The 17,566-nt window shown below is 39.7% G+C and carries 19 protein-coding genes; 7 read left to right on the top strand and 12 right to left on the bottom strand.

Going from position 1 to position 17,566, the window contains the following annotated elements; genetic code table 11:
• Positions 1 to 62 precede the first annotated feature (62 nt).
• From ACEXOE_RS02685 to ACEXOE_RS02670, 4 genes are all read right to left on the bottom strand, one after another.
• Positions 63 to 1,565 (bottom strand): TolB family protein, encoded by a 1,503-nt coding sequence (locus ACEXOE_RS02685; RefSeq protein WP_394747186.1) that lies wholly within the window; start codon positions 1,563 to 1,565, stop codon positions 63 to 65.
• 468 nt (positions 1,566 to 2,033) lie between these two features.
• Positions 2,034 to 3,137: a S1C family serine protease gene (locus tag ACEXOE_RS02680; protein WP_394747185.1), complete on the bottom strand. Its 1,104-nt coding sequence runs from the start codon at positions 3,135 to 3,137 to the stop codon at positions 2,034 to 2,036.
• A 121-nt stretch (positions 3,138 to 3,258) separates the two neighbouring features.
• On the bottom strand, positions 3,259 to 4,122 hold the full coding sequence (locus ACEXOE_RS02675) for a DUF5777 family beta-barrel protein (protein ID WP_394747184.1): 864 nt from the start codon (positions 4,120 to 4,122) through the stop codon (positions 3,259 to 3,261).
• Positions 4,123 to 4,133: 11 nt separating this feature from the next.
• The gene (locus ACEXOE_RS02670; RefSeq protein ID WP_394747183.1) at positions 4,134 to 4,508 is read right to left on the bottom strand and encodes an OB-fold protein; all 375 of its coding nucleotides are present in this window, start codon (positions 4,506 to 4,508) and stop codon (positions 4,134 to 4,136) included.
• Positions 4,509 to 4,933: 425 nt separating this feature from the next.
• Between ACEXOE_RS02670 and ACEXOE_RS02665 the strand changes: the two genes are divergently transcribed.
• From ACEXOE_RS02665 to ACEXOE_RS02655, 3 genes are all read left to right on the top strand, one after another.
• The gene (locus ACEXOE_RS02665) at positions 4,934 to 5,287 is read left to right on the top strand and encodes a hypothetical protein (protein ID WP_394747182.1); all 354 of its coding nucleotides are present in this window, start codon (positions 4,934 to 4,936) and stop codon (positions 5,285 to 5,287) included.
• A 23-nt stretch (positions 5,288 to 5,310) separates the two neighbouring features.
• Positions 5,311 to 5,865 (top strand): YceI family protein, encoded by a 555-nt coding sequence (locus ACEXOE_RS02660; RefSeq protein ID WP_394747181.1) that lies wholly within the window; start codon positions 5,311 to 5,313, stop codon positions 5,863 to 5,865.
• A gap of 176 nt (positions 5,866 to 6,041) precedes the next feature.
• Positions 6,042 to 8,093: a GAF domain-containing hybrid sensor histidine kinase/response regulator gene (locus tag ACEXOE_RS02655; protein WP_394747180.1), complete on the top strand. Its 2,052-nt coding sequence runs from the start codon at positions 6,042 to 6,044 to the stop codon at positions 8,091 to 8,093.
• Positions 8,094 to 8,166: 73 nt separating this feature from the next.
• On the opposite strand, the gene ACEXOE_RS02650 is transcribed toward ACEXOE_RS02655, so the two are convergent.
• Entirely contained in the window at positions 8,167 to 9,024 is an 858-nt protein-coding gene (locus ACEXOE_RS02650) for a DUF4349 domain-containing protein (RefSeq protein ID WP_394747179.1), read from the bottom strand.
• A 122-nt stretch (positions 9,025 to 9,146) separates the two neighbouring features.
• Between ACEXOE_RS02650 and ACEXOE_RS02645 the strand changes: the two genes are divergently transcribed.
• Together ACEXOE_RS02645 and ACEXOE_RS02640 are read left to right on the top strand one after the other, a co-directional pair.
• Positions 9,147 to 10,061, top strand: a complete 915-nt coding sequence (locus ACEXOE_RS02645; RefSeq protein ID WP_394747178.1) for a hypothetical protein — start codon at positions 9,147 to 9,149, stop codon at positions 10,059 to 10,061.
• Positions 10,051 to 10,503 carry a hypothetical protein gene (locus tag ACEXOE_RS02640; protein WP_394747177.1) on the top strand — a complete coding sequence of 151 codons (453 nt, stop codon included), beginning with the start codon at positions 10,051 to 10,053 and terminating at the stop codon, positions 10,501 to 10,503. The genes ACEXOE_RS02645 and ACEXOE_RS02640 overlap by 11 nt, the downstream gene beginning before the upstream one ends.
• A 5-nt stretch (positions 10,504 to 10,508) precedes the next feature.
• On the opposite strand, the gene ACEXOE_RS02635 is transcribed toward ACEXOE_RS02640, so the two are convergent.
• From ACEXOE_RS02635 to ACEXOE_RS02610, 6 genes are all read right to left on the bottom strand, one after another.
• On the bottom strand, positions 10,509 to 10,934 hold the full coding sequence (locus ACEXOE_RS02635; protein ID WP_394747176.1) for a VOC family protein: 426 nt from the start codon (positions 10,932 to 10,934) through the stop codon (positions 10,509 to 10,511).
• Between the two features lie 72 nt (positions 10,935 to 11,006).
• Positions 11,007 to 11,846: an alpha/beta fold hydrolase gene (locus ACEXOE_RS02630; RefSeq protein ID WP_394747175.1), complete on the bottom strand. Its 840-nt coding sequence runs from the start codon at positions 11,844 to 11,846 to the stop codon at positions 11,007 to 11,009.
• 105 nt (positions 11,847 to 11,951) lie between these two features.
• Positions 11,952 to 12,320 carry a cupin domain-containing protein gene (locus ACEXOE_RS02625; RefSeq protein WP_394747174.1) on the bottom strand — a complete coding sequence of 123 codons (369 nt, stop codon included), beginning with the start codon at positions 12,318 to 12,320 and terminating at the stop codon, positions 11,952 to 11,954.
• Between the two features lie 19 nt (positions 12,321 to 12,339).
• Positions 12,340 to 12,912 (bottom strand): DUF1643 domain-containing protein, encoded by a 573-nt coding sequence (locus ACEXOE_RS02620; RefSeq protein ID WP_394747173.1) that lies wholly within the window; start codon positions 12,910 to 12,912, stop codon positions 12,340 to 12,342.
• Positions 12,913 to 12,989: 77 nt separating this feature from the next.
• Positions 12,990 to 13,541, bottom strand: a complete 552-nt coding sequence (locus tag ACEXOE_RS02615) for a hypothetical protein (protein WP_394747172.1) — start codon at positions 13,539 to 13,541, stop codon at positions 12,990 to 12,992.
• A gap of 261 nt (positions 13,542 to 13,802) precedes the next feature.
• A complete protein-coding gene (locus tag ACEXOE_RS02610) occupies positions 13,803 to 15,317 on the bottom strand; it encodes a helicase HerA-like domain-containing protein (RefSeq protein ID WP_394747171.1) in 1,515 nt (504 codons plus the stop codon).
• Between the two features lie 94 nt (positions 15,318 to 15,411).
• Here ACEXOE_RS02610 and ACEXOE_RS02605 point away from each other — a divergent pair, with 94 nt between their 5' ends.
• Positions 15,412 to 15,864: a RidA family protein gene (locus ACEXOE_RS02605; protein ID WP_394747170.1), complete on the top strand. Its 453-nt coding sequence runs from the start codon at positions 15,412 to 15,414 to the stop codon at positions 15,862 to 15,864.
• Between the two features lie 97 nt (positions 15,865 to 15,961).
• Positions 15,962 to 16,594 carry a 7-carboxy-7-deazaguanine synthase QueE gene (locus ACEXOE_RS02600; RefSeq protein WP_394747169.1) on the top strand — a complete coding sequence of 211 codons (633 nt, stop codon included), beginning with the start codon at positions 15,962 to 15,964 and terminating at the stop codon, positions 16,592 to 16,594.
• Between the two features lie 112 nt (positions 16,595 to 16,706).
• Here the strand turns inward: ACEXOE_RS02600 and ACEXOE_RS02595 are convergent, their stop codons facing one another.
• Positions 16,707 to 17,528 (bottom strand): hypothetical protein, encoded by an 822-nt coding sequence (locus tag ACEXOE_RS02595; RefSeq protein ID WP_394747168.1) that lies wholly within the window; start codon positions 17,526 to 17,528, stop codon positions 16,707 to 16,709.
• Positions 17,529 to 17,566 lie beyond the last annotated feature (38 nt).

The following is a 17,566-nucleotide window of genomic DNA, read 5'->3' as shown; positions in this document are numbered from 1 at the left end:
AAGAAAAAATCCGTTATGCAAAACATAACGGATTTTTTTTATGGTTATCTTAAACCTATTTTTTACTCCCCAGAATTGGTAACAAAGGCAATATACTTGCTATCGGGAGACCAACTGGGAACATTGATGGTTCCCTGGCCACCATAGACATGGGCAATAATTTTTGGAGTACCTCCTGCTAAGGGCATGATCCGTAAAACACAATGCTTGTAGAAGGGATGATCTCCAGAAGGTACTTCCTTTGGAAAGGATATCAATACGATCTTCTTTTCATCTGGGGACACATGCGGAAACCAATCGTTGAGTTCATCAAAGGTCAATTGGGTTTGTTCACTACCATCTGCTTTCATCCGCCATGCCTGCATAGTGCCCGTGCGATTGGAGTTAAAATAAATGTATTTTCCATCCGGGGAGTATTCCGAACCATCATCAAGGGTCTTGGTATTTGTTAGTTGCTTTTCTTTTCCGCTGGCGACATCCAATTCGTAGATGTCATATTGCCCTTTGCGATTCCCCGTAAACAGCATCTTTTTTTCATCGGGAGACCAACCATGAAGATAGGATGCGCCTACGCCCGTTTTAGTGACCTTTATGGGGGAATCACTCCCTGTAATAGGGAGGTAGTAAATGGCCGAATCACCATTATCGTCATCATTGTGATGACTGATTGCAATTTTTGTCCCCTTGGCATTCAATACGTGATCATTGTTGTTGCGGTTGGCAAAACCACTATTTAACATGGTTATTTTTCCTGTTTCCAGATCGTAATTGTACAGTAGTCCATTAGAATTATAGATCAATGTTTTTCCATCCGGGGTCCAATTGGGGGCTTGGATACTGTGTTCGGAAGTCGTCAATATTTTACGTTCTCCGGTGGCTACATCCATAATTTCCAAACGGCTTCCCAAATAATCGCGATAAGGCTGTAAATCTTCAGGCGCAGGTTTTACAATACGTACATTCTTAAAGATCGCCTTTTCGGTCACTTCAGGGTTATGAGCGCAGATAAATAGGCCCACAAAGACCTCATTTCGCAAGTCGAGTTCCGTAGATACTGTGGTAAAGGCCTCTCCAAATTTAGCAGTGCTCATGATGTAGGTGTTGCCCCTACGTTCCAATTGTATGATATCTGGAGCCGTAGCTGTTGATTTGGTTTCTGTAACCTCACCATTGGCTTTTTTTCGGTATTGTAAAGAGGTTAAACCATCTCCATGCACAGTGCCTACTGCCATGGGAGAACCTGTATGAAAACTGTTTCGGATGGCCCATCCGATTTTTCGGTGGGGGTCCACACCTTCCCCTACAAATTCCATTTGCGCTCTCAGGATAAAATCGCCCTGAATGGATTTCCATACGTATTGAAATTCGTCTTGTGTTCCCCATATATTGGTTCCCGAACCCGTTAAGGTATAGGATTGGGAAGAAGCATCATAATGGGTGCTTCCAGGATGTTTTACTTGGCCAACGTCTTGGCTATTTTCAAAAATTCCTAAAGATTGTGCTTGGGTCAAGGTCATAGTGAATAGAAAAAGAAGCGTAGTGCGAATCATGCTTTTCGTGTTCATAGTGCTGTAAAAGTATAGAATTTTAAAATGTGCCTTAAAGATAGCTAAAGCGATGATGCATGGATATCACGGATGTTGCATTGTGTGGGACTTTTGGTTTTTTTGTGAAAAAAGTGGAAATGGAGGGCTTTATGCCCATGGTTGTAGTGGAGTAGGTCTCGACTGCGCTCGACCAGACATTGTTCACGATCCGTATTTTCTCAAAAGTATCAGATTGAAAAAGCTACTTGAGCAGCGTTGATTCCATGAATTAACCTAGATAATGTCTCCTCGAGTACACCTGTCTGTCAGCAGATTTGATCGAGAGGCTTTTTATTCATGTTGTTGCCGATTTTTTAGCGATGAGGTTTCAATGGTCACTTCGAGTGTTTTTGATGCGTATTACGTATCAAAAAATGTATCGAGAAGGAACTCGTTAGCATTAACATTCAATTTCCAATGTAAAACCAAAAGCTTCTCAGAAATCACTTAATTTTTAGACAGGAAGTTTCTTCTGGTTTCAGAAACATCTACTACTGCGATACGTTCTATGCCTTCCCGAAGGTATCTTATGTTTATGGTATTTTTATCTTTTAGGTGTTGTTTAGCTCCTTCCAAGCAGGCCACATGACAAGCCTCTTGCTTTCCTATTTCCAAGATGATATCGCCTCCTAATAATAAGGAGCGTCCAAGAACATTTGCAGTAATGGTGCCTCCGCGTAAACCCGCTTTACTGGCCGGACTTCCCTTAGCTACTTTTTGGATCAACAAGCCACCAGGGATGTTTAAATTGAAGACTTGAGTGAATTCTTCTTTTCGTAGCAAAATACCATCGATACCGATCCAAGGACGATCTTCAAAAGATAAGAGGTCTTTGGCGGTGTTTATGGTGACTGCCATTCCAATACCTTGAAACCCGCCACTGACCGTTAGGATACTGGAGGCAATTCCAATGACTTCCCCTTTGGAATTGAAGAGGGGGCCGCCACTGTTCCCGGAATTAATTGCCGCATCGGTCTGTATGAATTCAATACTGACCGTACCGTCATATACTTTATTAAAGCCTCTAAAGGCAGAAACAATTCCGGCAGAGAAGGAATTTTCCATGCCATAAGGGCTCCCTATGGCATAGATGTTTTGCCCAACAGCCATTACATCGGAATCTCCTAAAGTGGCATGGACCAAGGAAGTATCGGGTTCATCCAAACGCAGTAGGGCAATATCAGCCGATTTCTCACTGAAAAGTACCGTGGCGCTCCGCCTTTTTCCATCATAAGTCTTCACTTCTATTTTTGTAGAACCATCTACTACATGGGCAGCCGTTAAAATATGGCAGTCATGGGAGATGAGTACACCAGATCCCAAGCCTTGATTCTTGCTAGGTCCTTTTTGGGTATAGGAATCACTGGTGGTATAAATAGTAACGACACTAGGAATTACTTTTTTATACAACTGGGCAATATTGAATTCGTTTTTGGACAAATAATCAGGGAAAGTACGTTCCTTCGTGGAAGCGTGGGCCGGCGCTTGCGCCAGAAGCATTCCATTCCCCAAGAATAACAAGATTCCAAAAATGATAGGATACAATTTCATACAACAATTTTTTAATTTTATAGGCATTACAACAAATCCATACAATCAAAAGATGGTATGGAGATAACACTTTTGTAAAATTGGTTTTTTATGTTCCTCCTTTTAAAAAATCTCAAAGGATTTAAAATACCCTACTTAGGTTAAAGCCAAAAAAGAAAATGCCTTCGGTCCAATCTCCAGCGGCATTGGCGAGGAAACCATCTTCAAACATGGGTTGGGCATTGGTAAAATGCAATTGGAATACGTGTCCTCCGGTTTCCAAATCGAATCCAATGGATAAGGCATTTCTAAATGGGGAATTGTCCGCACGATTAAAATGATAGGCGTAATCTGCATTAATACTCCATCGTTTATTGAGTTTATGTCTCCCTCCAATACCCAATACAAATTGCGTATTATCTTGATCTACAAAACTCACAAAGTTCTCATGGACCAAGGACGGGGCCAATTGTAAAGAGAAGTTTTTATTGAATTTTCTGGAAATCAGGAATTGGGAGGTATAGGATAACCGATTTTGAAATTCCAATCGCGGCAATAGATCACTTTCCAATTCTGTATTGGCCGTCACAATATTAAATCCAACAATAGTAAAAGGAAAGCCTTTTTCCTTTTGGCGGATAATTCTATACTTTACATGGGCACCGTAGGTTTTTTCAAAAGAACTACGCGCAATACCTACATTGAAGGCATCACTGATTCCCCACAAGAAAGACAATTTGGTCACGGCATTATCCAAACCAAAAAAATCGTCGATACCATTTTGAACACTGCCAAAACGGTGTGAGACTACAAAATAAAAATCTCCTTTGGCGGCCAATTTGGTCGATTCAAAGTTGACAATTTTTAGCCCTTTAAAAGCAGAATCCGCATAGTTTCCTTCTTGGGACGTTTCCACTTCCGCTTCCAATTCATCCAATAAGTCATCCTGGGCATAGCTTAGGAAAGGAAGGGCTGCGCTACATACAAAAAGTATTAATTTCTTCATTATTCTTGATATTATTTTATAAGTGTACATTGATCAAATTTAATCTCCTCGAGCAATTCATCATACCCTAAACAGCGTCCTTTAAAGGTAATCGCTCCTTCTGCTTTAACTGCCGTGTCCGTAAATTGGGCAAAGATAGTATTGTCAATGGTGATATTGTTCTCCTCTTGTGATGTCACTGAACCAGAAACCTCAATGGTCTGATTGGTATATTTGGCCGATGCCGCTTCCGCATCTTCTTGAAAAGCTGCAATCATTTCCGATGCTGTAGTGACAAATGCCGCTTTTTCGGTTTCTATATTCCGGTGTTCCTGATAGGCGTATTTATAGACGCCTATAGCAGCTACGATGACGATTGCCAAGAGAATCAAAATCTTTTTTTTCATAAAATCATTTTTTATGGAACCTATAGCTCCTGAAGAATTAGTATTGGTATTTATTTTAACTTAAGTCGTTCCCAATCTTTCATCCCTACTATTTTTTGTATAAATATTTCGGACAAACAATCAGGAAGAAGATATTTCAAGACTAAAAATATGGAATGTATGGCTAAAAAGAGCAAGAAATGTATAAATTAGGGAAGAAAAATAATCGTAGAATTTTTCTTGATCCCTTAAACGAGATTCAAATAAAATAAAAAGCAGCAAAATAATTCGGGAAATCCCCAGTTTGTAATAGAAGAATAAAGCAAATAGGGATAAGGTAATGGAGAATCGATTTTCAGAAGAAACTGTAAAAAGCACGAATCTAAAGTTTTGTGTTTGCTTTTTGAATTTTTAACGACTTAAAGAACATAAAACTGCAAGATGCTATGAAAATAAACACAAAACTAATGATTATGGGAAGTATATTGATCGCTCTGGTTTCCTGTACCAGTGTTAACGAAGAGGATCTTATAGACCCGCCCGTAGAGGGAATTATTACTTTTGAAGCTAATATACAACCTATTACACAAGGTATTTGCAATGAGTGCCATTCAGATCCTCCTCAAAATGGAGCGCCAATTCCGTTAGTGACGTTGGAAAATGTACGTTCGGCTATTGAAAATAGAGGTTTGATAGGTAGAATAAATAGTAATACAGCGCCAATGCCACCTTCTGGTCTACTGCCGGTTGCCACTCGTGAATTGTTTGACCGATGGGTAGAAGATGGATTTGCCGAATAAGAAATAAACAAAAAACAAAAAAAATGAAGAAGAGTACAATTTTTACAGTAGGGATATTCCTTTTAGGTTTTAGCCTATCCTTTGCCCAGGACAAGTATATTACAAAAAATGGAGCTATAGATTTTGAGGCTTCGGTAGCCTCTTTTGAAGAGGTGAAAGCAAAAAATGAGAATGTTACCGGGATATTAAATACGGCAAACGGCGATATTGCAGCCTTGGCCTTAATGCGTGGATTTAGATTTAAAGTAGCACTGATGGAAGAGCATTTTAATGAGAATTACATGGAGTCCGAAGAATATCCAAAAGCCACTTTTAAAGGAAAATTGGAAGGTTTTTCCGCAGGGGATCTATCAAGTTCGGCAAAAGAATATCCTTTAAAAGGGAGTTTAACCTTGCATGGTAAAACCAAAGAAATCAATACTACAGCAAAAGTGTCTAAAAGTGGTGATGTGATTTCTTTTACGACAAGTTTTAGAACAAAGCCGCAAGATTTTGCGATTGATATTCCTAAAGTAGTAAGCAATAAAATAGCTAAGGAAATTAATGTGGTGGTCGACTTTGAGATGAAGAAGAGGTAATACAGCACTCATAAAATTTGATGAAAGCCCAAGGGATATCCCTTGGGCTTCTTTTTTTGCAAAAATCTATTTTATGCGTAATTGGAATTATTAATGTAATCTAAAACCTACTTTTTATTCGAAAAAATGCAATATTTTGATTCTTAAGCCGTTAAAAGCTGAAACAAAAGACCATTATGAACTCTAACCTACCTATGCCTGAAAATGAAGAACTCCGCTTAGAACGATTGCGGCATTACTCCATTTTAGATTCTAAAGAAGAAGCAATGTTCGACGACCTAACGAAACTTGCAGCCCGAATTTTAGATGTCCCTATTTGTTTGCTTTCCTTTGTAGATGAAGACCGACAATGGTTTAAATCACGATTAGGTACAGATACTATTGAAACAGATCGGGATATTTCTTTTTGCCAATATACCATCATGGGCGAAGATACTTTTGTAGTCAATGATGCCTTGGAAGATGATCGCTTTAAGGATAGCCCTTTGGTCACTGACGGGGATAAAACAAGATTTTATGCAGGTACTCCGTTGATCGATGAGTATGGTGCAGCCCTTGGATCTTTTTGTGCGATAGATAGCAGCCCGAGAGAACTAACGGAAGATCAACAACAGGTCATGGAATTGATTTCCAAAACCATCATGAATCTTATCACCTTAAGGAGAGAGAAATTGGAAACTGAGAAATTGTCCAAAGTGAAGGATGAATTCCTTTCCAATATGAGTCACGAAATTCGAACCCCGCTCAATGCGATCATTGGGTTTAATGACTTGCTGAGTAAGACGGTATTGACCCAAGAGCAAAAGGATTATTTGGATACCATTGCCACATCGTCGCAAAACCTGAAAGTTATTATCAATGATGTATTGGATGTGGCCAAATTGGAAAGTGGAAATCTGAAATTGGAGATGAAATCCATTTCTTTGAACAAATTAATGGATCATGTCATAAAATTACAGGGTCCCCAAGCGAAAGAAAGAGGGCTAAAATTAATTTCCAGTATAGATCATGAAATACCGCCTTATGTTTTGGGTGATGAAACAAGGTTGACACAGATTTTGATAAATTTAGTGAGTAATGCCATAAAGTTTACCAAAAAAGGATTTGTGGAATTACGCGCAATGGCCTATGAAATAAAAGAAGGCAAGGCCAATATCTCTTTTTCGGTCAAGGATACCGGTATTGGAATTCCCGAAGATAAATTGAAAATTATCTTTGAACGTTTTTCCCAAGCAGAGACCTCTACCACCAGATTGTATGGAGGAACCGGTTTAGGATTGAATATTGTTGACATGTTAGTGCGATTGCATAACGGAAAGTTAACGGTGGATAGCGAACGGGATAAGGGATCGGAATTTAAATTTGAAATTACTTTTGACATTACCAATGGGGTGCCGGAAATTGGGACTACAAAGGTGGTCAAAAAACAAGAAAAACCAATATTTAAAGGAGATAAGATTCTTTTGGTGGAAGACAATATTCACAATCAATTACTGGCAAGGAATTACTATAAACGCTGGGGTACGGATATCGATATTGCCGAAAATGGCGCCATAGCACTGGATATGTTGGCGGAAACCACATATGATATTATTCTGATGGATTTGCAGATGCCGGTCATGGATGGATTTACCACCACCAAAAAGATACGTAAAGAATTGAAGTTAAAAGTGCCTATTGTTGGCTGCTCGGCCCACTCCTTAGTGGGGGAAAAGGAAAAATGTATCAGTATTGGAATGGACGATTACATCGCCAAACCCTATACGGAAGACGAGTTGATACGGACCACTTTTAAACATTTACATCCCAATAAAAAAGAAGCTATTGCGATTGAAAAGGAAGCTATAACGACTGAAGTCAAGGAAGGAAAAGAGGAAAGCAATGTGGAACTCAGTACAATAGTTTTTGATGATTTCGATACCTTGATCAAGAATTTGACCGAGCAAGAAGGGAATGATTTTGTCGCTATTATCAAACGTCATTTTAATAAGCGTACTCCGGAGGATATTGAAGAAATCAAAAGAGCTTTGCAAGAGGAGAATATGGATGTACTTAAAGACAAGTCACATTTTATCGCGGGCTCCTTAGGCGTTTTTGGTTTTGAGAACGGACATAAATTAGCTAAAAATATCGAACGCTGCATTGCAGATGGAGCGCATGATAAGGCAAGGGAATTGGGACAGCAACTTATACCCTATTTGGAAGAGGCCCTGACCTTGACGGTCTGATGCATTAACAATAGCTTAAATATCCCATAGCGACGGTAGATACGGTACGCTATGGGATCTGTAGTTAAAAAAACTAGGATGGTATAGATTTGGACTTTCTCCTGCGATACCTCCAAGATAGTAGAACCGCAATTAAGATGAACAACAGAGGCCAGATATATAGAATACCCAGAAGAATCCCTTTGAGCAGATTCCAACCGAAACCTAAACTTTCCTTCATTTTAGATCCATAGGACTGAATGTAAGTTTCGGGCTCGTCTACATGGGACACGGTTTCATATAAGTCCACCTGAATGGTACTAAGGGCTACCTTATTGCTCAGATAATGTAACCTTCCTTGCGCGGCCTCTATTTCTTCTTGTAATCGTCGCAACTTCTCTTCCGTTTGTAAAATTTCTTCAACCGTGCGGGCCTTGTTCCGTAAAATGTCTTCATAACGCGCCTGCACCCTTAACTTTGTATTTAAACGCGCTTGCAGATCAACATATTCTTCGGATACATCTTCCGAATTGATATTTTTATAGTCAATGAATTCTGCATAATTGGCCAATTCAAATAATACCGATTCAAAGTGTTGTTGGGGCAGACGAATGGTACATCTGTTTTCTAAGCTATGGCTGTTTTGTTGAAAACGCATATCCGAAATATAACCGTTGTGGCGTTTAATGAGGCTTTGCATCAGTTGCGTAATACTATCTACATTCGCTACTTTAAAACGACAGCTTGCATTTTTTATAATTTTGAGATTGGAAAGCAGATCAGCTTGTGTTCTTTCAGGCGCGCTGGTAGATTCTCTTGCAATGGAATTGTAGTCTTGATTTTCCGCTACTTTTTCCAAAGAGACATTTTCTAGTTCATATTTTGAACTTTGGGAACAAGAACCTAAAAGAAGGAATACGGAAAGGATACCGATAAAAGTGTTTGATTTCATAAGGATTTATTTAAATTGATGTTTCAAACCTAAAAGGGAATGCAGAAATACTGTTGTAAAACCCTTGTAAAAGGATTGTATTATACTTGAAAAATGTAACTATCTTATAATCAAATAATTAATTGAAGGAAGTTTCTAAGGATATTCAATTGTTTCAATTGCTTTTAAAGCAAGTGAATACGGTGTTTTTAAAAACGCATGCGAGTTCGCACAAGGATATTTCCCAATGGAAGGGAGAAGATATTACTCGATTTCAGGAGGATCTTAGGGATAAGACGCAATCCAGCGTGAGTGAAAAATGGTTCTATAGTTATGTGAAAAACCAAGCTGAAAAACTACCGCGAATCGATATTTTAAATGTACTATCGCGTTATGTGGGTTTTGAAAACTGGCACGCCTTCCGACAAGAACATCATGCGCTTTCAGGACCTAAGAATACGATAAAAACCTATTGGATGATGTATATAGGGGGTATGCTGCTTATAGGAATCCTTGGTTACGCCTTTATCAATACCAATACGAATTTGCACTTTTGTTTCCAGGATATGGATACCGGACAAGCAATCACCAGAGCGCCTATAGATATTATCGTATTAAAGGAGGGAGAATCTCCCTCATACCATAAAACAGATAGTCTAGGATGTTTTAGCTATACTACAACAAAAAAACACGTCCGTTTTATTGCCCAATCTCCTTATTATAAGACCGATACGATTTACAGGGAAGTAAGCTCGGAAACTTTGGAGCCTATTCGTTTACGTACGGACGATTATGCATTGATGTTACATTATTATGGCAATTCCAATGTTAAGGATTGGAAAAAAAGGAGGGAGGAATTGGAACATTTGTTGGCAGATGATGCCATTATTTTTGAGGTATTGCCCGGACGGCTTGGTGTGGAACGCCATCGGAAGAAAGCTTTTATCAATATCTTGACGACTCCCACCCAAAGACTTAAAAACTTAAGGGTGCTAAAGACAGAATACCGAAGAGGAAAAATAGTTAAACTTAAATTCCGAATAGCTCATGAAAACTAAACATTGGATATACTTGGGGTGTATGGGTATTTTGTTTTCCTGTGCCAACAGATCCTCAAAAGAAAATACGGATTTACTATTGGAAATGGAAGTGGAAGCCTCCAAGGAGATGTCTATGGACAAGGCACGCGAGCTTTTGATATTGGAAAAAATAAAGGCCGCTTTGGACCAGTATAAATTGCGCCAAAGTCATCCAGAGTTTAACCATGATTTTGTTGAGGATTTATCATTTTTGGAAAGCGCCTCCAAGGCTACTACCATAGAAAAAATTGAACTCCTAAAAGAAGAAGTCAAGGGCGACAGCACACAGATAGAATTTGTGGTGCATATGAAGGACGGCGCGCGCAAAGATTTGGATACCCTACAGGCACTGCTGACTACTAAAGAAATTGAATTGGAAGGGGAAACGCTTAAAACAACAACAATTTCCTTTCAACAATGAATTTTTTATTTGGCAAACAATTGATCCATATCCTTAAAAGCCTTAAATTCCAAGGCATTCCCTGCTGGATCTAAGAAAAACATCGTGGCTTGTTCCCCAACCTGTCCTTCAAAACGGATATAGGGTTCAATAATAAAGGATATCCCTTTGGCCCTTAAGGTCTTGGAGAATTCTTCAAAAGTATCCCAAGGCAGTACAACACCATAGTGGGGTACAGGAACATTATGTCCATCAACAGGATTGGAATGCAAATCTGCTTCTTCGCTTTTGGGCTTATAATGAATTACCAATTGATGCCCAAACAAATTAAAATCCACCCAATGATCACTGCTCCTACCTTCTTCACAATTCAGGATTTCTCTGTAAAAGGTTCTACATTCCGCCAGATTATGAACAGGGATTGCGATATGAAAAGGTGAAACTTGTGCCATAGGATTCAATGATTTTAATAGTGCATTCCCCTTGATAGAGGACTATGATTAAAGGCGTAAAATTACGTCTTTTTAAGATTTTAAAAAAGCAATAATACGGTCTCTGACACCATCTTGATGTAAAGAGTGCCCCAAGCCCTTTGTTTTGATCAAGGTGCTGTCTTTCCAATTGGCATGTACACGCTCGGAACAACTAACGGGGGCTATAGCATCCAATTCATCATGAATCAATAATCCCTTTTTATGGAGCTCCTTGGCGTATTTGGAGGTTGAAAAATCTTGGATGTGAAACCCAAAATGTGTCATAAAATAGTCATCCAAAGCTTGCATTACCCGTTGATTCAAATTTAAAATTTGTTTAAACTGTGCCATGATTTCCGGGAGTTCTGATGGTGCTCCCAAGGAAATTATTTTTTCAATGGCTGCATTAGGGTATTTGTATTGGTGATAAACCAAGGTCATACCTCCCATAGAATGTCCAATGATATATTGAGGGTTATAGGTTTCAATTACCTTTTGGGCGCATTTGGCATAGACCAACAAATTTAGACAAGTGCCCGAGGAATATCCATGTCCGGGAGCATCCATGGCGATTATGGTATATCCTTCTTCCTGAAGTCTGGGGATTAAGCGCCACCAACGAAAACTATTGCTCTCCCATCCATGCATTAAGAGTACGGTTTTTTCTCCGCCAGACCATTTATAGGTTTGTATGCTATGATGATTAAATGCCAAACGCTGATCTTTGGCCCCATCCAAAAAAGATCGTTGTTCTTCCAGAACTCTTCCCTTACGAGGCGTACAGAACAGATGATATGCTGTCTTCGCCGCTTTTTTTCTTGCGAATATGACCAAGATTTTAAGGTATAGCCCGTAGAGCAGTGGGAGGTACTTTTGGAGTGTCTTTTTCATGATTTGGGCTACTTTTATTGCTGCCGAATAAGCCGACAAAATTACGTATTCGTACTTCAATAAAAAAGTTTCTTCAGTTTAAGATTCTCCTTCTAAAATTTAAGTTCATTCTGCTTCGCGATGGACACTTTCCATGGAAAAGGCCGGCGTACATATGGCAATGTACTCACAGGCTTCCTCAAAGGGATTGGCATAACGAATGCGAGTGTTTTTTTCAATTTTAATAGATTGCCCAGCACTTAGGGTCACTTTTTCCCCCTCGATCGTAAATTCTTTTTTACCGCGAATAATATAGGTGTATTCATCAAACTCTGGGGTTTGAAAAGGCTCGCTCCAGCCCGGAGGGGCAATCAAATGGGCTAGGCTCAATTGCGTATCCCCATTGGTGGCCCCACCAAAATGTTCTTCAATGAGTTTCCCATCCGTTGTAGGTACAACAAAAGGATTTTTCTGGATTTGATATTTTTTGGGCATAATGTAGTATTTCTTTGCTTTATGTTCGGACAATGTCCAAAATATACCGGTTAAAATCAAATGGAATCAATCGAATCTTAGTATAGTCCTTTCGGAATTTCTGCGCTAACGCTTGAGGTGAAGGATGGGTGGGATGCCCCGAATGATTGATGCCAATACTAACAAAGTTAAAAGAAAGTCGGGTAGAAATCAGGTAAAGTTGTTCAGCCGCCTCTCTCAAATAAGGATGTTCGGTTGAAGCAATTCCATTGCCCCAAGCCAACCATATGGTACGGATTTTAAAATCGTTATGTTCAAGGAAAGTTTGGATATAACTTAGGTTTTCTTGGAATAAAAGCAGATCGGCCCTAGTTTCCAAGAGGGCTACTTTGGCCGTTCGTTTAGGATATAAATTCATTAAAAACCAGCCGTCATATCCGTGATTTTGGGCAATTTTTGCTACATTTTTTGAAGTAGGATCTAATTTTTTTCCATGGGCAGTATGGGGATTGATTCCTATGCACAGGAGATTTTGACTTCCTGGCTTGCCGAGAAGAAGCCGCTTTTGGGCATCCTCTTTGGGAAAGCAAAGCAATTGGTTTTGTACGGGCATAGCTGGTAATTGGACAGTATTAAAAATACGCATTTAATACCAATATGCCGTACGCCCAGATATAAGCGCTACTATGCTTACCAACCCACCATGAAGTACTTCACTTTGGCTTCGTCAGGAATTTGAACTGCTTCTACATTGGAGCTCGCAGCATAACGCAAACTCGTGGGTAATTCCTCCTTGGAAATGGTAAAGTACATATCGCTGTCCTTAAGATAAATGACCACATTATTCATAGTGGTTATCGTATTTTTTATATCGTAATTGTCTTTAATCTCTTTAAAAGTGCTGCTGAACCCTATTCCTTTTTCCGTGACAAAACGGGAATCCATAATCCTGATGTTCTCTATTTTAGGGATACTATCTGTACTCGGTGTAAGGGTCAATAAGTGTTGTCCCCCTTTTTCGTAGATCTGAATACGTTTTGTACTAGAGCGTAGTTTGGAGGTACTGGTATCGCGGACAACGGAATCTGTGACAAATATAGTTTCCAGATCGCTCACAGTGGTATCGCGCTTTAATTTCCCAACACTATCTGCCGTAATTAAAAAATCAGTACTAGTCTTTTGACATTGTATAAAAAATAGGCTGATGAGAATACTAAGGATGAGTGTGTTCTTTTTGGTCATTGGTTTTTTTGATTGATTTTAACTTGATGATTGGTCTTTTGGGAACGCATTGTTGTGATGATTTTTTTGATGAATGCAATCCTTCCTATAATAAATACGTTTGGGAATCACTTTTATTTTGCTAGACCATATGTTTTTTGATGCAGCGTACTGAAGAACTCTCCAACCCTTTTGTTTTCCCTTGATGAAAACATCTATGCGTAAGGAATACCTATTGGGGTAGCGCCCAAAAAATAAGAAGAGAACCGCTGTGTGTTAAAATTAACGCATTACCTTTTTTAAGATTCCCAATACGCCCCGGATAAACGTGGCACTAGTCAATACTTTTACAACAGGATTTTGACGTGTGCTGGTTCTGCGTCTACTCGTAGTTCTCCGCGCGGCTGGCTTGGCTTTTTCTTTTTCGGCAAGAATTTCTGCTTTTTCAATTTTTTCATTCAGCATTTCATAGGCGCTTTCGCGATCAATGACCTCACTATATTTTTTTACCAATTTAGAGGCATCAATGACTTCTTCCAGCTCCTGATCGGTCAATACATCCATGCGACTCATGGGGGCCCGTAGTAAGGTTGCTGCCAAAGGAGTGGGCCTTCCTTTTTCATCCAAAGCGGAAATCAAGGCCTCTCCAATTCCCAAGGAAGTCAGCACCTCATTGGTATCATAAAATGCCGATTCCGGATAATTTTCTGCCGTTAATTTTATGGCTTTACGATCTCTGGCCGTGAAAGCTCTTAACGCATGTTGTACCTTTAATCCCAATTGGGAAAGTACTGCGTTGGGAACATCGGTTGGGTTCTGTGTTACAAAATACAGCCCAATACCCTTAGACCGAATTAACTTCACAATGCTTTCGATCTGATCTAGTAATGCTTTGGATGCTTCTTTAAAAATCAAATGGGCTTCATCGATGAAGAGTATCAATTCTGGCCGGTCGCTATCTCCCTGTTCTGGAAAACTATCATAGATTTCTGCCAAAAGACTCAACATAAACGTTGAAAATAACTTGGGCCTGTCCTGTATATCTGTAAGGCGTATGATGTTAATATAGCCTCTTCCTTTGTTATCCACTCGTGTAAGGTCGTCTACATCAAATGACTTTTCCCCAAAGAAAAGGTCGGCACCCTGCTGTTCCAACTCTATAATTTTCCGCAATATAGATCCTGTAGAACTTGTGGAAATCCGGCCATAACTCTCGGTAAATTCTTTTTTCCCTTCCTGTGTAGCATATTGCAGTACCTTTTTAAAGTCCTTAAGGTCCAATAGGGGTAATTTATTATCATCGCAATACTTAAAGATTACCGCAACAATTCCCGTCTGCGTTTCGGTAAGGTCCAAAATACGGGAAAGTAGCGTAGGCCCAAATTCGGAGACCGTGGCCCGTAATTTTACGCCATCCTGCTCCGATAGCGACAGAATTTCTATAGGGAAATTTTTTGCCTCAAAGGGTAAAGACCCAATCTTTTCATGGCGTTCATCAATTTTAGGGTGTCCGGGACTTGGTTGCGCCAAACCGCTTAAATCCCCTTTAAGGTCCATCAATAGTACGGGAATGCCTTTGTCCGACAAATTTTCGGCAATGACCTGTAGTGTCTTTGTTTTTCCCGTTCCTGTGGCTCCGGCAATCAAGCCGTGCCGGTTCAGGGTTTTTAGGGGGATCTTCACATGAGCATTGGCTACAGCCTCTCCATCCAGCATGGCTGCGCCCATGGTAATAAACTCTCCTTTAGTGGTATATCCTTTCTCAATATGGGAAAAGAATTCTTCTTTGGTGTGCATTTGGTTTATTTTTGATAAAAATAGGGTAATTTTGCACAACAAAAAAAGTTCGCGAATACGAATTAAAAAAGCAACATTTAATACGGACAATACTATGAAAAAGCACTTCTACATTCTCGGCATCCTCAGTATATTTTTTTTAATTCCGGCTACAGCACAGGAAAAAACAAAAATTACATTTCATGAATCCCATGAAGTAAAAAAAAGAAATGCTCCCTTTAGTGATGCTGTGCAAGTAGGCAAGCTGTATTTTCTTGCCGGGCAGATCGGAATGGATCAAACCACGAGAACGATGGTTGAAGGAGGAATAAAAGCGGAAACCGAACAGGTCATTAAAAATATAGAAGCCGTATTGAAGCATCACGGTATGACTTTGGACAATGTGGTGAAATGTACAGTGATATTGAGCACTATGGAAGATTTCTCGGCTTTTAATGAGGTATATTCCAAGTACATGACAAAGAAACCGGCAAGAACTACTTTTGCCGCTAAAGGCTTAGCGAGAAACGCAAAGATCGAAATAGAGACCATTGCGGCCAAGGAGTAATCCATGGCAGTGAACTAGAAGTATTGCACGTGCGTTTTGGTGGTGCACCACACCTAACCCACAATTAAAACAAAAAAGGAAAGCATATCTTTGCAGGATGGTAACAGATGAAGTTTTGGCGTTGGTAGATAAAGGGGAAATGCTTCCTTTAATGGAAGAGTTCTATACCATACAGGGGGAAGGTTTTTACAAAGGTACCGCAGCCTATTTTATACGTGTAGGAGGTTGTGATGTAGGGTGTCATTGGTGCGATGTAAAGGAAAGTTGGAATGCGGGCACGCATCCACCCACTTCCATTGATGCCATCGTAAAGAATGCAGCAAAATATTCAGATACCATTGTAGTTACCGGAGGAGAACCCTTGACCTGGAACATGGAGCCTTTGACACAGGCCTTGAAAGCAAAGAATTTAAAAACACATATTGAAACCTCTGGTGCCTATCCATTGACTGGAACTTGGGATTGGATATGTCTTTCTCCCAAAAAGAACAAGTTGCCCAAAACAAAAATTTACGAGTTGGCGCAGGAACTCAAGGTCATTGTTTACAATAAACATGATTTGATTTTTGCCGAGGAACAAGCGGCCAAAACCAATGCGAATTGCATTTTGTATTTGCAACCGGAATGGAGTGTAAAGGACAAAGTGGTTCCCATGATCGTGGACTATGTTATGGCACACCCTAAATGGAAAGTCTCCTTACAAACGCATAAATACCTTAATATCCCTTAGATTTAAATGAAGCGGTATCCATAACCACTTTCACTAGAGATCTAGTGAAGTTAGTTATCTAGAAATGGGTTTTAAGGATATACTTTAGCGTTTTGTTTTCTGAAAAATAGGATTATCGGGCCCCGTTAGCCTGAATATCCAAGATACATTCTGCATCCAGCACAGGCACAACACCCATATTCTCCATCATATTCATCATTCCTGATCCAAATTCCAATTCGGCTCGCATTAAACATCCAGGAACATTACAGTGATTCGGTGCCCCTGCATCTTCATGGTCATTTACTGCGGGGCTTCCTAGATTCACTAATCCGAACAAGTGCCCAAATTCATGATTTAAGGTTGCTGTTTCTACATTGGCCAAAGTAACTGCACTGGAATTACTACGGGAGAGTAATATTCTGATCGTGGATTCATAAATGACCATGGAAGTATTTCTATAAACGGCTCCTAAGGTTACCAAACCACTATCCAAGTCATCTCCATCTGAAGGCGCATCGGCAAAATAAATATAGATTCCTAAGGTATTACCATCATTGTATACGGTGCGGTTTGCAGTCTCCAAATCGGCAATTTCCTGAAGGGTAAGATCTTCTTCATCCGTTGCCGGTAATTCGTTAAAAACAATTTCAATATCTTCTTTAAAACTAAAGGCTCCTAAAAATTCCGTAAACTCCGATATTGCCTCTGTTGTTGGGCGAAATCCGGTAACAAATGCAATTTCAATACGGAGGCTTGTAAAACTATTGTTGGATAAAATATCATTGGCGGAAGCTCCTGTGGCTAGAAGATTGCCCGAGCGGTCTACATTGGGGTCTGGCGTGGGATTGGAAACTTCCTCAGGAGGGGCTTGCCCATCCGAATTGCTATCACTGGAACATCCCAGGGCTAAAAGCAATACTAAAATCCAAAGTAAACGGTTATATTTTTTCATCTGATATCTCCTTTAAAAATAAAGCCCATCAATACTTT

Source organism: Spongiimicrobium salis (assembly GCF_043678055.1).
GTDB lineage: Bacteria > Bacteroidota > Bacteroidia > Flavobacteriales > Flavobacteriaceae > Spongiimicrobium > Spongiimicrobium salis.
The sequence above is the reverse complement of the archived record's forward strand: the minus strand, read 5'-3'. Positions and strand labels throughout refer to the sequence as shown.

Coding starts and splice junctions, on each gene's coding strand:
- ACEXOE_RS02615 (WP_394747172.1), bottom strand. CDS start 13,541: ATGACCAAAAAGAACACACTCATCCTTAGTATTCTCATCAGCCTATTT.
- ACEXOE_RS02650 (WP_394747179.1), bottom strand. CDS start 9,024: ATGAAATCAAACACTTTTATCGGTATCCTTTCCGTATTCCTTCTTTTA.
- ACEXOE_RS02670 (WP_394747183.1), bottom strand. CDS start 4,508: ATGAAAAAAAAGATTTTGATTCTCTTGGCAATCGTCATCGTAGCTGCT.
- ACEXOE_RS02600 (WP_394747169.1), top strand. CDS start 15,962: ATGGTAACAGATGAAGTTTTGGCGTTGGTAGATAAAGGGGAAATGCTT.
- ACEXOE_RS02630 (WP_394747175.1), bottom strand. CDS start 11,846: ATGAAAAAGACACTCCAAAAGTACCTCCCACTGCTCTACGGGCTATAC.
- ACEXOE_RS02655 (WP_394747180.1), top strand. CDS start 6,042: ATGAACTCTAACCTACCTATGCCTGAAAATGAAGAACTCCGCTTAGAA.
- ACEXOE_RS02605 (WP_394747170.1), top strand. CDS start 15,412: ATGAAAAAGCACTTCTACATTCTCGGCATCCTCAGTATATTTTTTTTA.
- ACEXOE_RS02675 (WP_394747184.1), bottom strand. CDS start 4,122: ATGAAGAAATTAATACTTTTTGTATGTAGCGCAGCCCTTCCTTTCCTA.
- ACEXOE_RS02680 (WP_394747185.1), bottom strand. CDS start 3,137: ATGAAATTGTATCCTATCATTTTTGGAATCTTGTTATTCTTGGGGAAT.
- ACEXOE_RS02610 (WP_394747171.1), bottom strand. CDS start 15,317: ATGCACACCAAAGAAGAATTCTTTTCCCATATTGAGAAAGGATATACC.
- ACEXOE_RS02625 (WP_394747174.1), bottom strand. CDS start 12,320: ATGCCCAAAAAATATCAAATCCAGAAAAATCCTTTTGTTGTACCTACA.
- ACEXOE_RS02635 (WP_394747176.1), bottom strand. CDS start 10,934: ATGGCACAAGTTTCACCTTTTCATATCGCAATCCCTGTTCATAATCTG.
- ACEXOE_RS02640 (WP_394747177.1), top strand. CDS start 10,051: ATGAAAACTAAACATTGGATATACTTGGGGTGTATGGGTATTTTGTTT.
- ACEXOE_RS02595 (WP_394747168.1), bottom strand. CDS start 17,528: ATGAAAAAATATAACCGTTTACTTTGGATTTTAGTATTGCTTTTAGCC.
- ACEXOE_RS02620 (WP_394747173.1), bottom strand. CDS start 12,912: ATGCCCGTACAAAACCAATTGCTTTGCTTTCCCAAAGAGGATGCCCAA.
- ACEXOE_RS02660 (WP_394747181.1), top strand. CDS start 5,311: ATGAAGAAGAGTACAATTTTTACAGTAGGGATATTCCTTTTAGGTTTT.
- ACEXOE_RS02665 (WP_394747182.1), top strand. CDS start 4,934: ATGAAAATAAACACAAAACTAATGATTATGGGAAGTATATTGATCGCT.
- ACEXOE_RS02685 (WP_394747186.1), bottom strand. CDS start 1,565: ATGAACACGAAAAGCATGATTCGCACTACGCTTCTTTTTCTATTCACT.